The organism is Pseudomonas sp. VEM90 (assembly GCF_054611535.1).
Genome location: NZ_JBTRAR010000020.1, coordinates 32,507 through 46,368 on the forward strand (window position 1 = coordinate 32,507; position 13,862 = coordinate 46,368).

The 13,862-nt window shown below is 61.8% G+C and carries 8 protein-coding genes and 1 tRNA gene; 8 read left to right on the plus strand and 1 reads right to left on the minus strand.

What is annotated here, in order from left to right; translation table 11 throughout:
* Positions 1-297: 297 nt before the first annotated feature.
* The 5 genes from dnaG (at position 298) to ACYCCG_RS18810 (ending at position 9,704) form a co-directional block, all read left to right on the plus strand.
* Entirely contained in the window at positions 298-2,280 is a 1,983-nt protein-coding gene (gene dnaG / locus ACYCCG_RS18790) for a DNA primase (protein WP_209968404.1), read from the plus strand.
* 67 nt (positions 2,281-2,347) lie between these two features.
* Positions 2,348-4,198 (plus strand): RNA polymerase sigma factor RpoD, encoded by a 1,851-nt coding sequence (gene rpoD, locus ACYCCG_RS18795; RefSeq protein WP_021782703.1) that lies wholly within the window; start codon positions 2,348-2,350, stop codon positions 4,196-4,198.
* 127 nt (positions 4,199-4,325) lie between these two features.
* Entirely contained in the window at positions 4,326-8,069 is a 3,744-nt protein-coding gene (locus ACYCCG_RS18800; RefSeq protein WP_392461893.1) for an EAL domain-containing protein, read from the plus strand.
* A gap of 16 nt (positions 8,070-8,085) precedes the next feature.
* Positions 8,086-8,162: transfer RNA gene (locus tag ACYCCG_RS18805), tRNA-Ile, on the plus strand.
* A gap of 381 nt (positions 8,163-8,543) precedes the next feature.
* Positions 8,544-9,704 carry a Fic family protein gene (locus ACYCCG_RS18810; RefSeq protein ID WP_209968534.1) on the plus strand — a complete coding sequence of 387 codons (1,161 nt, stop codon included), beginning with the start codon at positions 8,544-8,546 and terminating at the stop codon, positions 9,702-9,704.
* An 85-nt stretch (positions 9,705-9,789) separates the two neighbouring features.
* Here ACYCCG_RS18810 and ACYCCG_RS18815 read toward each other — a convergent pair whose 3' ends face one another.
* Positions 9,790-10,344, minus strand: a complete 555-nt coding sequence (locus ACYCCG_RS18815) for a serine acetyltransferase (protein WP_209968537.1) — start codon at positions 10,342-10,344, stop codon at positions 9,790-9,792.
* A gap of 187 nt (positions 10,345-10,531) precedes the next feature.
* Between ACYCCG_RS18815 and ACYCCG_RS18820 the strand changes: the two genes are divergently transcribed.
* The 3 genes from ACYCCG_RS18820 to ACYCCG_RS18830 all read left to right on the plus strand — a co-directional run bounded on the left by ACYCCG_RS18820 (position 10,532) and on the right by ACYCCG_RS18830 (position 13,797).
* A complete protein-coding gene (locus ACYCCG_RS18820; RefSeq protein WP_003255583.1) occupies positions 10,532-10,993 on the plus strand; it encodes an Lrp/AsnC family transcriptional regulator in 462 nt (153 codons plus the stop codon).
* Positions 10,994-11,305: 312 nt separating this feature from the next.
* Entirely contained in the window at positions 11,306-12,988 is a 1,683-nt protein-coding gene (locus ACYCCG_RS18825) for a flavin monoamine oxidase family protein (RefSeq protein ID WP_209968540.1), read from the plus strand.
* A gap of 14 nt (positions 12,989-13,002) precedes the next feature.
* A complete protein-coding gene (locus tag ACYCCG_RS18830; RefSeq protein WP_176683518.1) occupies positions 13,003-13,797 on the plus strand; it encodes a carbon-nitrogen hydrolase family protein in 795 nt (264 codons plus the stop codon).
* The last annotated feature ends 65 nt before the right edge of the window (positions 13,798-13,862 follow it).

The window sequence follows — 13,862 nt, forward strand, 5'->3', positions numbered from 1 at the left end:
GGCGTTCAACGCAAAGCTTCTGCCCTGCCCGGCTAACCCCCGGGCGATGGCAGTGGTCGCTTCAAACTTGAGCAGCTAGCTCAAGGCCCTGCACAAGCTTCATGCGAACTGCATCTGGGCAACCTGCCTGAAACGTCAGAGCTGGTCCTCCTTGCTGTATGACCAGACGTGCACGTCCGACTGACGAGCCCTTAGGGGCTGGCGACGAGCACATTCCCTCGCACTTCCCCAAGCAGCACTCGCCCCCTTCGGCGCGTGAGCGATTAGACTTGCCAGTTGCCAGATAACGAGACTGCCATGGCCGGGCTGATTCCCCAAAGTTTCATTGACGACCTGATCAACCGCCTCGACATCGTCGACGTGGTGAGTTCGCGCGTCCAGCTGAAAAAAACCGGCAAGAACTACTCCGCCTGCTGCCCGTTCCACAAAGAAAAAACCCCGTCCTTCACGGTCAGCCCCGACAAGCAGTTCTACTACTGCTTCGGTTGTGGCGCCGGTGGCAACGCCTTGGGCTTTGTCATGGACCACGACAACCTGGACTTCCCCCAGGCCGTCGAGGAACTGGCCCGCGCCGCGGGCATGGAAGTGCCCCGCGAGCAAGGCCGCCGCGACCAGAAGCCGCGCCAGCCGACGGACTCGCCGCTGTATCCGCTACTGGACGCCGCCTCGGAGTTCTACCGCCAGGCCCTGCGCAGCCACCCGTCCCGCAAGGCAGCGGTGGACTACCTCAAGGGCCGCGGCCTGTCCGGGGAAATTGCCCGCGACTTCGGCCTGGGCTTTGCCCCGCCCGGCTGGGACAACCTGCTCAAGCACCTGGGTGCCGACACCTTGCAGCAGAAGGTGATGATCGATGCCGGCCTGCTGATCGAAAACGCCGAGAGCGGCAAGCGCTACGACCGCTTCCGCGACCGGGTGATGTTCCCGATACGTGACAGCCGCGGGCGCATCATCGCCTTCGGTGGCCGGGTGCTCGGCGACGACAAGCCCAAGTACCTGAACTCCCCGGAAACCCCGGTGTTCCACAAGGGGCAGGAGCTGTACGGGCTGTACGAGGCACGCAAGCACAACCGCAACCTCGACGAGATCATCGTCGTCGAGGGCTACATGGACGTCATTGCCCTGGCCCAGCAAGGCCTGCGCAATGCCGTGGCCACCCTTGGCACCGCCACCAGCGAAGAGCACCTGAAGCGCCTGTTCCGCGTGGTGCCCAGCGTGCTGTTCTGTTTTGACGGCGACCAGGCCGGGCGCAAGGCCGCCTGGCGCGCACTGGAATCGACATTGTCGAACCTGCAGGACGGCCGTCGCGCGCGCTTCCTGTTCCTGCCCGAAGGCGAAGACCCGGACAGCCTGGTGCGCGCCGAAGGTACCGACGCCTTCATGGCCCGCATCAACCAGCACGCCCAACCGCTGGCCGACTACTTCTTCGAGCAACTTGGCGTCGAAGCCGACCCGCGCTCACTGGAAGGCAAGGCGCATATGGCGACCTTGGCCGCACCGCTGATCGAAAAAATCCCCGGCGCCAACCTGCGCCAGCTAATGCGCAACCGCCTGAGGGAAATCACCGGCCTCGACCCGCAGCAGGTCGAGCAGTTGGCGCAACACGCCCCGACGGGCAGCAGCGTGCCGGACTACGACCCTGGCTACGACTACGATGCCATGGCCAGCTACACCCCCGACTACGGCGACATGCCGCAGCACGACTTTGCCCCCGTTCATCAGGAGCAGGCGTGGAAACCCAACAAGGGTGGCAGCAAGAAGCCGTGGAGCGACAAGCCCTGGGACAAGAACCGCAAGGGCGGCAAGCCCTGGCAGCAACGCGACGAAGCACCTCCCCGCGTGCCAGCACCGGTCGAGCCGCCCACCCTGGCCGCCCTGCGAACCCTGCTGCACCATCCGCTGCTGGCCGGCAAGGTGGAGGATGCCAGCCACTTCGCCGACGAAGAACACCTGTACAGCCAGCTGCTGGTTGCACTGATCGAAGCCGCGCAGAAAAATCCTGGGCTAAGCTCAATGCAGTTGATCGCACGCTGGCATGGCACCGAACAGGGCCGCCTGCTGCGGGCCCTGGCGGAAAAGGAATGGCTTATCGTGGCCGACAACCTTGAACAACAGTTTTTCGACACCATAACTAGCTTGTCCGCCCGCCAACGCGAGCGCAGCCTGGAACAATTGCTCAGGAAATCACGTCAAAGCGAATTGACCAGCGAGGAAAAAACCCAGCTCCTCGCCCTGCTGAGCCGAAATGTTCCCGCACAAACGCCGACCTCATCTGGCGCGTGAGGCCCATGCTCGGGTATAATCCTCGGCTTGTTTTTTGCCCGCCAAGACCTTCAGTGGATAGGGTGTTATGTCCGGAAAAGCGCAACAGCAGTCTCGTATCAAAGAGTTGATCACCCGCGGTCGTGAGCAGGGCTACCTGACTTACGCGGAGGTCAACGACCACCTGCCTGAGGATATTTCAGATCCGGAACAGGTGGAAGACATCATCCGCATGATCAACGACATGGGGATCAACGTATTCGAGAGTGCTCCGGATGCGGATGCCCTTCTGTTGGCGGAAGCCGACACCGATGAAGCCGCGGCCGAAGAAGCCGCTGCTGCGTTGGCGGCAGTTGAAACCGATATCGGCCGCACGACCGACCCGGTGCGCATGTATATGCGCGAAATGGGTACTGTCGAGCTGCTGACCCGCGAAGGCGAGATCGAAATCGCCAAGCGTATCGAGGAAGGCATTCGTGAAGTCATGGGCGCCATCGCCCACTTCCCGGGCACTGTCGACTACATTCTCGGCGAATATGACCGCGTCACCACCGAGGGTGGCCGCCTGTCGGACGTTCTCAGCGGTTACATCGACCCTGACGACAACATTGCCGCGCCAACCGAAGAAGTGCCGATCCCGGGCGCCAAGGCCGCTGCGGCGAAGGAAGAGTCCGACGACGACGAAGAAGAATCCGAAAGCGGTGACGACGAGGAAGAGGCCGAGAGCGGCCCGGACCCGGTAGTCGCGGCCCAGCGCTTCGGTGCGGTATCCGATCAGCTTCAGGTAACCTCCAAGGTCCTGAAGAAAAATGGTCGTAGCCACAAGGAAAGCATCGAGGCCCTGCAGGCCCTGGCCGACCTGTTCATGCCGATCAAGCTGGTACCGAAGCAGTTCGAGGTACTGGTCGAGCGTGTACGTGACGCCCTGAGCCGTCTGCGACAGCAAGAACGCGCCATCATGCAGCTGTGCGTACGTGACGCCCGCATGCCGCGAGCCGACTTCCTGCGCATGTTCCCGAGCAACGAAACCGACCAGACCTGGAGCGGTGACCTGGCCAAGCGTAACACCAAGTGGGCAGCCGCCCTGGGTGAAAAGAACGCTGCCATCGTCGCTTGCCAGCAGAAGCTGATCGACCTTGAGACCGAAACCGGCCTGACCGTTGCCGAGATCAAGGAAATCAACCGTCGCATGTCGATCGGTGAAGCCAAGGCCCGCCGCGCCAAGAAAGAAATGGTCGAGGCGAACCTGCGTCTGGTGATTTCCATCGCCAAGAAGTACACCAACCGTGGCCTGCAGTTCCTCGACCTGATCCAGGAAGGCAACATCGGCTTGATGAAAGCGGTGGACAAGTTCGAATACCGTCGCGGCTACAAGTTCTCGACCTATGCCACCTGGTGGATCCGTCAGGCGATCACCCGTTCGATCGCCGACCAGGCACGCACCATCCGGATTCCGGTGCACATGATCGAGACGATCAACAAGCTCAACCGTATTTCCCGCCAGATGCTGCAGGAAATGGGTCGTGAACCGACGCCGGAAGAGCTGGGCGAGCGCATGGAAATGCCTGAGGACAAGATCCGCAAGGTACTGAAGATCGCCAAAGAGCCGATCTCCATGGAAACCCCGATCGGTGACGACGAAGATTCGCACCTGGGCGACTTCATCGAGGACTCCACCATGCAGTCCCCGATCGATGTAGCCACGGTCGAAAGCCTCAAGGAAGCCACCCGTGACGTGCTCTCGGGCCTGACTGCACGCGAAGCCAAGGTGCTGCGCATGCGTTTCGGTATCGACATGAACACCGACCACACCCTCGAAGAGGTGGGCAAGCAGTTTGACGTAACGCGTGAGCGGATCCGTCAGATCGAAGCGAAGGCGTTGCGCAAACTGCGCCACCCGACTCGCAGCGAGCACCTACGCTCCTTCCTCGACGAGTGATGACAAAACCCCGGCCCAGGCCGGGGTTTTTCTTTAGTGGCCCGCCACATAAAGCCCCCCTTCCGTTGCACGCCTGCAGCAATGCCCGTCTACACTCGACTTCAGACCACCTGAGTGCGAGGCTGCCATGTCCTTGAAGCCGGCCATTCTGTTGCTGATCCTGATTCTGTGGAACACAACGGCCGGCGCCCTGACCCTGACAGATGAGGAGAAAACCTGGCTGGCTGCCCACCCGCAGCTCAACCTGGGCGTAGACGCCTCTTGGCCACCGTTCGAGTTTCGCGACCAGGAGGGCCGTTACCAGGGATTGGCCGCCGACTACATCGCCATGATCCAGCAGCGCCTGGGTGTGACGTTCAAACCGGTCGAACCCAGCAGCTGGACCGAGGTGCTGGCGCAGGCGCGGGAAAGCCGTATCGACCTGCTGCCCGGCATCATGTCCACCCCGGAACGCCAGGGCTTCCTGGCCTTCACTCGCCCATACCTCGACTTCCCCATTGTCATCCTCGCGCACAAAGGCGGCGCACAACCGCGAAAGCTGGCTGACCTGTACGGCCTGAAAATCGCCGTGGTAGAAAACTACGCCCCGCACGAGTTGCTGCGCACCCACCACCCGGACCTCAACCTGGTTGCCCTGCCAAACGTCAGCTCCACGCTGCAAGCCCTGGCCACCGACCAGGTGGATGCCGTGGTCGGCGACCTCGCTTCCAGTATCTGGAGCCTGCGCCAACTCAAGCTCGAAGGCCTCTACGTCAGCGGCGAAACGCCCTACCGTTATCAGCTGGCGATGGCCGTCCCCCGCGACAAGAGCGTGCTGGTCGGCATTCTCGATAAAGTGATGGCCGACATGAGCAGCAGCGAAATCAGCCAGATCCAGCAGCACTGGGTAGGCAATGTGGTCGACCAGCGGATGTTCTGGTCCGACATGCTGGTGTATGGCCTGCCAGCGGTGCTGTTGCTGATGGCTGTACTGGCAGCGGTCATTCGCATCAACCGCCGGCTCAGCTCGGAAATTTCCCGGCGCATCGCCCTGGAGCAAGAGCTGCGCAGCAGCGAATACCACTATCGCGGCCTGGTCGAGAGCCTGTCAGCCATCGCCTGGGAAGCCGATGCCAACGACTTCACCTACAGCTACGTTTCCCCCCATGCCGAGGACCTGCTCGGCTACCCATTGAGTGACTGGCTCAGGCCCGGTTTCTGGCGCAGCATCCTGCACCCGGAGGACGCGCTCTGGGCCCAGGCCTACTGCGACAGCGAGACCGCAGCGGGGCGGGACCACAGCCTGGACTACCGGGTGATCCGAGCTGACGGCCAGCCCCTCTGGGTACGCAACATCGTCAGCATGATCGAACACGGTCACCAGCCCGTGATGCGCGGGCTGATGATCGACATCAGCGAAACCAAGCGCACTGAGGACGCCCTGCGCCTGTCCGAACAGAAGTTCGCCTCGGTATTCCAGCAGTGCCCCGATATCTTGCTGATCGCCCGCCACAGCGATGGCTGCCTGCTGGAGGTAAACGAGGCGTTTGAAGAGCAGATCGGCCTGCCGCCAGACCAGGTCATTGGCCGCACCGCCACCGACCTTGACCTTTGGGGCATAGAAGGCAGTGGCCCGCTCCTGCTTGAAAGGTTGCACCAAGGTGGTATCCGCAACCTGGAAATGAGCTTCCGCCGCAGCAACGGCCAACTGTTCACCGGCCTGACTTCGGCCGAAACCTTCGAACTGGACGGCACGCCCGCGCTGGTTGTGGCAGTACGCGACATCAGCCAGCTGAAGGAGACCCAGCAGCAGCTGCAAACTTCAGAAGAAAAGTTCGCAAAGGCCTTCCACGCCTCGCCCGACGGCCTGCTGCTGTCGCGCCAGAGCGACGGGTTGCTGCTGGAGGTGAACGAGGGCTTCTGCCGCCTCACCGGCTACGCCCTCAACCCAACCATCGACCAGACCTCGCTGGACCTGGGCATCTGGGTCGACCTCAACGAGCGCAAACGCCTGGTCGACCAGCTCAACCGCGACGGCTTCGTGCGCGACTTCACCTGCCATATCCGCCGCAGCGACGGGCAGATCCGCCTTTGCGAGCTGTCCGCCCGGCCCCTGCCGATTACCGGCGTCGACTGCATGCTGACCATCGCCCGCGACATCACCGAGCGTCACCTGATGCAAGAAAAGCTGCAACTGGCCGCCACCGTGTTCGAGAACACTGCCGAAGGCGTGCTGATCACCGACATTGACCAGCGCATCAGTGCCGTCAACCGCGCCTTCAGTGAAATCACCGGCTACAGCGAGATCGAAGCCCTCGGCCAGACCCCGCGCCTGCTCGCCTCTGGCCAGCACGACAGCGCTTTCTATCTGGCCATGTGGCACCAGCTTACCGACGAGGGCCACTGGCAGGGCGAAATCTACAACAAGCGCAAGAACGGCGAACTTTACCCAAGCTGGCTGACCATCAGTGCCGTGCGCAACAGCGACCGCGAGATCACTCACTTCGTGGCGGTTTTTGCAGACATCTCCAGCATCAAGCACGCCCAGGCCAAACTCGACTATCAGGCCCACCACGACCCGCTGACCGGCCTGCCCAATCGCACCTTGTTCGAAAACCGGCTGCAGGGCGTACTCACCTGCGCGCAGGTCTCCAACCGCCAGGGCGCAGTGCTGTTCCTGGACCTCGACCGCTTCAAGCACATCAACGACAGCCTTGGCCACCCGGTCGGTGACCTGCTGCTCAAGGGCATCGCCCAGCGCTTGAAAGAGCAGGTACGTGACGTTGACACCGTAGCCCGCCTGGGTGGCGACGAATTCATCATTCTGCTGCCCGGCCTGCACAAGCCCAGTGACGCCAGCACTATCGCCAACAAGCTACTGGCCTGCTTCAACGCACCGTTCCAGGCCGGCGAGCACGAGTTTTTCACCAGCGCCAGCATCGGCATCAGTCTTTACCCACAGGATGGCACCGACGTCTCCACACTGATCCGCAACGCCGACGCCGCCATGTACCGCTCCAAGGCCAAAGGCCGTAACCGCGTCGAAGCCTACACCCGCGACCTCACCGCCCAGGCCAGCGAGCGCATCGCCCTGGAGCATGAACTGCGCCGGGCCGTCGAACGCAACGAAATGAGCCTGTGCTTCCAGCCCAAGCTCAGCCTGAAGACCCAGAGCCTGGTGGGTGCCGAAGCGCTGATCCGCTGGAGCCACCCGACCTTTGGTGAGGTACCGCCGGAACACTTCATCCACCTGGCGGAAGAGAACGGCACCATCCTGCAGCTCGGCGACTGGGTACTGGAGCAAGCCTGCCGGCAGATGCAGGCCTGGAAGCAGCACTACGAACCCTTCGGCCCGCTGTCGATCAACCTTGCCGGCGCCCAGCTGCGCCACCCACACCTGGCACGGCGCATCGAACAACTGCTCAAGCACCATCAGCTGAAGGCCGGTGACCTGCAGTTGGAAATCACCGAAAACTTCATCATGAGCCAGGCAGAAGAGGCCCTGGCCGTGCTGTACCAACTGAAGAAACTCGGCGTACAGCTAGCCATCGATGACTTCGGCACCGGCTATTCCTCGCTCAGCTACCTCAAGCGCCTGCCGCTGGACATCCTCAAGATCGACAAGTCGTTCATCCGCGGCCTGCCCGACGACCCACACGACGCCGCCATCGCCCGGGCGATCATTGCCCTGGGCCGCAGCATGCAGTTGACCATCATTGCCGAAGGCGTGGAAAACCAGGCCCAGCAGCGTTTTCTGGCGGCCGAGGGCTGCGAGCAGATCCAGGGCTACATCGTCAGCCTCCCGCTACCACCAGAGGAATTCGCAGCCGCGTTTCTTCGCATAGCACTATCGGATCTTTCAGATGGCACAGGTGCGAAACCCTCGTTATAATCCGCCCACTTACTGAGGGCCTATAGCTCAGTTGGTTAGAGCAGAGGACTCATAATCCTTTGGTCCACGGTTCGAGTCCGTGTGGGCCCACCAGCTTAGAAGCCGCGCACTGCGCGGCTTTTTCATGCCCGCAAGAAATAAATGGTCGGGGCGTGTACATCCCTTACAGCGGCGCCGAGCGCATGACCTTGGAAGTGGCGCTGAAACACCATCTCAGCGAAATCAGCCCCCCGAGAAGCCGACCACCCAGCGCGCCGAAGCCACCAAAGCCAGCAGCTAATCAGCCATTTGGGCAAATACAACAATCTATCCCGAACCACTGCAAATTCTCGCCCAACCGGCAACCCTGACCAGGCGCACTCTTCCACCCAAACCCCCAGCGTAAGGATTAGACAATGAGCCGAATAGCCAGCATTATCAGCTCACATAATGAGCCGAATAGGCTCGCTAATCGGCTCACAAATGAGCAAGCCTATGAATGAACCCTACTGGATCTGGCAGCAGTCCAACTGGCCACACTTCACCTGGCAAGCCGAACCGCTTGCCCAGCTGCTGCGCGCCTGCAATCAGGCCCAGGGGCGTTTGCTTGGGATGCTCGGCGCTGTCGGTAGCGATACCGAGGCGCAGAGCAGCCTGGATGCCCTGCTACAGAACATCGTCACCTCATCAGCTATCGAGGGTGAGCAGCTGAATGTCGGCTCAGTGCGTTCATCACTGGCGCGGCGCCTGGGGATAAACGAAGAAGGCCGCACCACTGCACGCTCGGAAGGCTTGGCAGCGTTACTGCTCGATGCCATCCGCGCGCACCAGCAACCTTTGGATCTGGAGCGACTGTACGGCTGGCACTGCTGGCTGTTCCCCAGTGGCGACCACCTGCTGGCACGCCCGCTACGCATTGGCACACTGCGGGGCGAGGAGCCCATGCAGGTTGTTTCAGGCCGCGTCGACCGTCCTACAGTGCATTTCGAAGCTCCACCCCGCGCCGGGCTGGAAACTCAATTGGCCGAATTCCTCGCCTGGTTCGAGAGCAGCCGCAGCGATGCCAGCCTCGACCCATTGCTACGCGCCGGCATCGCCCACTTCTGGTTTGTCACCCTGCACCCCTTCGATGACGGCAACGGCCGTCTTACTCGCGCCATCACAGACCTAGCGCTGGCCCAAGGCGAACAGCAAGCCATCCGTTTTTACGCCATGTCCGCAAGCATCCTCAACGACCGAGCCGGCTATTACCGCATCCTCGAAGCGAGCCAGAAAAGCACGTTGGATATCACTGCCTGGCTGCAGTGGTTTCTCGGCACATTGCTCAAAAGTCTGGAGCAGGCACTTGCCCGTATCGACCGCGTACTGGCCAAAGCGCGCTTTTGGCAGGCACATCGCACAGACTCACTTTCCCCCGATCAGATCAAAGTACTCAATCGGCTGCTTGACGGCGGCGAGAAAGGCTTTGAGGCAGGCATAAGCGCTGCGCAGTACCAATCTGTGGCACAGGTCTCCAAGGCCACCGCAACTCGGCACTTAAGCGACCTGCTGGAGAAAGGCTGCTTGCGGCGACTGGCTGGCGGAGGGCGCAGTACCCGTTATCAGATCAACCAGCCCGAACGTCCCTACCAGGCCACGAACCCGAGTACGTCATGATCAACAACGATATCGTCCAGAGGGTAGCGGCCGAAAAGGTATCAATAAGCCATCGCCAGCGTCCGCAAAAATGTAACTCTGTTGGTTAACCCCCTCCCGGACGCATCTCGACCTGTCGCGGGTTGTAGAAGGTCATGCCAGGCGGAATGTCCCGCGTAACCAACGACATCGCGCCAATCACCACGTCATCGCCAATGTCGATACGATCAGCAACGATGCAACTGTTGGCGCCCATGCTGACGTTGTCGCCAATGCGCAGGGCGTACTCATCCAGCCCCAGGGTCTTGATGCCGATCGAGCAGTTCTGCCGGACGAAGAAATTGCGCCCGATGCTGACGTACCGGGTAATCACCACCCCAGGCAGGTGCGCGATGCGCAGGCCGGGGGCGATCTGGGCGCAGATGTCGATGTCTACGGCGTACTTTAGGTTGAGCCGCTGCTGCATGCGCCTGGCGTGGCGCCGGGCCAGGCCGCCGCGGGCGTCGAGGTACTGGGCCAGGCGATAGGCGAAGAGAAAACGTAGTTTGTTGTCCTTGCGTGCGCGGCGCAGCACGTTGAACAGTAGGCTGATACGGCGTCCGGGCCTTTTCTTGCTGGCGACTTCCAGTCGCCAGCATTCGAGCAGGTGGTCGAGGTTCACGCTGAGGTTCCCGTTGGACTACCGCTTCATCATGCCGAATTAGTGCCGAAGACGCAGCCTTCAGAGATACGCGGCCGTTCTCACAGAAAGTGCCAAACCGACGCCATCAACGGTGATCGACTGCACCTGGCCTTGCCCTGATTGGCACAGGCTGGCTAGGCTAGCGGGCCAACCATAGAGACTCGCCATGTCGGATTCCCGCTCCATCACGCTGGATGAAATCGATCGCCAGCTGATCGCCCTGCTGCAAATCAACGCCCGCGAAAGCGTCGCCACCCTCGCCCGCCAGTTGGGCATCGCCCGCACCACCGTCAATTCGCGCCTGGAGCGGCTGGAGAAAAACAAGGTTATCTCCGGCTATGGCGTACGCCTGGGCCAGAGTGTGATAGGCGGCGGGTTGCAGGCGTATGTCGGGATCAAGGTACAGCCGCGTTCCGGCAAGGACGTGGTGCGGCGCCTGAGTGCCATGGGCCAGGTGCAGCAGCTGTGTGCGGTAAGCGGCGAATTCGACTATGTGGCCTGGCTGCGTACGGACTCGCCCGAGCAGCTGGATCAGTTGCTCGACCAGATTGGCAGTGTCGACGGGGTGGAGAAAACCACCACGTCGATCATTCTCAGCAGCAAGGTGGACCGTGGACAGCCGCTTTGAACGGACTGGCGCTCGGGTGGGGTTATCGATGAGGCCGGTTGTAGGAGCGGGTTTACCCGCGAATGGGGCAGAGAATCTACCGACGCATTCGCGGGTAAACCCGCTCCTACAAAGGGCCAGGGCGGTTTTTGAATTACCTCGACCGCCTGCCTCGTCTTAATGAACATGAGCTTAATCATTACGACGAAACTAACTACATTCAGACAACACTCTGCACCTTAATTACGAACACCCCACTCCCTAAAATGACAGCCAGGCATCTCCTATACTCAGGCTCCGCTCCTCGCGCAGCCTCTCTGGCAAGGTCATTTCATGAACAAGAAGAACCGCCACCCCGCCGACGGCAAGAAGCCAATCACCATTTTCGGCCCGGACTTCCCTTTTGCTTTCGACGACTGGCTGGAACACCCGGCAGGCCTGGGCAGTATTCCGGCTGAGCGCCATGGGGAAGAGGTGGCCATTGTCGGTGCCGGTATCGCCGGCCTGGTAGCGGCCTACGAGCTGATGAAGCTGGGCCTCAAGCCGGTGGTGTACGAGGCGTCCAGGCTGGGCGGCCGGCTGCGCTCGCAAGCCTTCAATGGCACTGACGGGATCGTTGCCGAGCTGGGTGGCATGCGCTTCCCGGTGTCGTCCACCGCCTTCTACCACTACGTCGACAAGCTGGGCCTGGAAACCAAACCCTTCCCCAACCCGCTGACCCCGGCTTCGGGCAGCACAGTGATCGACCTGGAAGGCCAGACCTACTACGCCGAGAAGCCCACCGACCTGCCGCAACTGTTTCATGAGGTCGCCGACGCCTGGGCCGATGCGCTGGAGAGCGGTGCGCAGTTCGCCGATATCCAGCAGGCCATCCGCGACCGTGATGTACCGCGCCTGAAGGAACTCTGGAACAAGCTGGTGCCGCTGTGGGACGACCGCACCTTCTACGACTTCGTCGCCACCTCGCGCTCTTTTGCCAAGCTGAGCTTCCAGCACCGAGAAGTGTTCGGCCAGGTCGGTTTCGGCACCGGCGGTTGGGACTCGGACTTCCCCAACTCGATGCTGGAAATCTTCCGCGTGGTGATGACCAACTGCGACGACCACCAGCACCTGGTGGTCGGGGGCGTGGAACAAGTGCCACAGGGCATCTGGCGCCACGTACCGGAACGCTGCGTGCATTGGCCAGAGGGCACCAGCCTGAGCACGCTGCATGGCGGCGCACCACGTACCGGGGTCAAGCGCATTGCCCGCGCCGCCGATGGCCGCCTGGCGGTCACCGACAACTGGGGCGATACCCGCCACTACAGCGCAGTACTCGCCACCTGCCAGACCTGGTTGCTGACCACCCAGATCGACTGCGAGGAATCGCTGTTCTCGCAAAAGATGTGGATGGCCCTGGACCGTACCCGCTACATGCAGTCGTCGAAAACCTTCGTCATGGTCGACCGCCCGTTCTGGAAGGACAAGGACCCGGAAACCGGCCGTGACTTGCTGAGCATGACCCTCACCGATCGACTCACCCGCGGCACTTACCTGTTCGACAACGGCAACGACAAGCCCGGGGTGATCTGCCTGTCGTACTCGTGGATGAGCGACGCACTGAAGATGCTGCCGCACCCGGTGGAAAAGCGCGTGCAACTGGCCTTGGATGCGCTGAAGAAGATCTACCCGAAGACCGATATCGCCGGCCATATCATCGGCGACCCGATCACGGTTTCCTGGGAGGCCGACCCGTACTTCCTCGGCGCCTTCAAAGGCGCGCTTCCCGGCCATTACCGCTACAACCAGCGCATGTACGCGCACTTCATGCAGCAGGACATGCCAGCGGAGCAGCGCGGTATCTTCATTGCCGGGGACGACGTGTCATGGACCCCCGCCTGGGTTGAAGGCGCGGTGCAGACGTCGCTGAATGCGGTGTGGGGTATCATGAACCACTTGGGTGGCCACACCCACCCCGACAACCCAGGCCCAGGCGATGTGTTCAACGAAATCGGCCCGATCGCCCTGGCGGATTGAGACAAGGAGGCACCATGCGCATCGCTCTGTACCAAGGTGCACCCAAGCCACTGGACGTGCCCGGCAACCTGCAACGGCTGCGCCACCAGGCGCAGTTGGCGGCCGCACAAGGCGCCCGGTTGCTGGTCTGCCCGGAGATGTTCCTGACCGGCTACAACATCGGCCTGGCCCAGGTCGAGCGCCTGGCCGAGGCCGCCGATGGCCCGGCAGCCATGACCGTGGTGGAAATCGCCCAGGCGCATCGCATCGCCATTGTCTATGGCTACCCGGAGCGCGGCGATGACGGGGCGATCTACAACAGCGTGCAGTTGATCGATGCGCATGGCCGCAGCCTGAGCAATTACCGCAAGACCCACCTGTTCGGTGAACTGGACCGCTCAATGTTCAGCCCAGGCGCCGACCACTTCCCGGTAGTGGAACTGGAAGGCTGGAAGGTTGGCCTGCTGATCTGCTACGACATCGAGTTCCCGGAGAACGCCCGGCGCCTGGCGCTGGATGGCGCCGAGCTGATCCTGGTGCCGACGGCGAACATGACGCCGTACGACTTTACCTGCCAGGTGACCGTGAGGGCACGGGCGCAGGAAAACCAGTGCTACCTGGTATATGCCAACTACTGCGGCGCGGAAGACGAGATCCAGTATTGCGGGCAGAGCAGCATCATCGGCCCGGATGGCAGTTTACTGGCCATGGCTGGGCGGGATGAGTGCCAGTTGTTGGCAGAGCTGGAACATGAACGGGTGGTGCAGGGGCGCATGGCGTTTCCCTACCTGATCGACTTGCGCCAGGAGCTGCACCTGCGTAAAGGCTGACAGGGGCCGCTATGCGGCCCATTCGCGGGCACGCCCGCTCCCACGGGATCTGCGCTGCCTTTCAT